Genomic DNA, 572 nt, shown 5'->3' on the forward strand with positions numbered 1-572 from the left:
ATCTTCCATTGGCCGGGAGCACGTGTCGGACTGCTTCGGGAAACAGTGCACCCACCAGGCGGTCAACAGATCGCGCCCCGCCACACGCGACGCGCCTTGGTCGCTGCCCTGCGTTCCGTCGGGGGAACAAGAGCGTGACACCGCTGTTTCGCAAGCTGCTTGTCGCCAACCGCGGTGAGATCGCCTGCCGGGTGATGCGTACGGCGCGCCGCATGGGCATCCGGACGGTCGCGATCTGGTCCGATGCGGACCGCGACGCCGCACATGTCGCCATGGCCGACGAGGCCTACCGCGTCGGTCCGCCACCCGCCGCGCAGTCCTATCTCGACATTGCTCGCATTATCGAAATCTGTATCGCCGCACAAGTCGATGCCGTGCATCCAGGTTACGGGTTCTTGTCAGAGCGTCGCGCTTTTGCGGAAGCGCTGGCGGACGCGGGGGTTTGTTTCGTCGGGCCCAATCCCGGAGCGATCGGGGCGATGGGCGACAAGATCACTTCGAAGCGCGTGGCCGCCGATGCCGGTGTGTCGGTGGTGCCCGGCTACCTGGGCGCGATTGAGACTGTACAGGAG

The 572-nt window shown here is 65.7% G+C and carries 1 protein-coding gene; it reads left to right on the plus strand.

All coding sequences use genetic code 11. The annotated features are described in order from the left end of the window. Window positions 1-143 precede the first annotated feature (143 nt). A partial coding sequence (locus EN935_RS39435) for a biotin carboxylase N-terminal domain-containing protein (RefSeq protein WP_281040428.1) occupies window positions 144-572 on the plus strand: 429 nt, incomplete at its 3' end.

The sequence above is a fragment of the Mesorhizobium sp. M7D.F.Ca.US.004.03.1.1 genome (assembly GCF_003998635.1).
Taxonomy (GTDB): Bacteria; Pseudomonadota; Alphaproteobacteria; order Rhizobiales; family Rhizobiaceae; genus Mesorhizobium; species Mesorhizobium loti.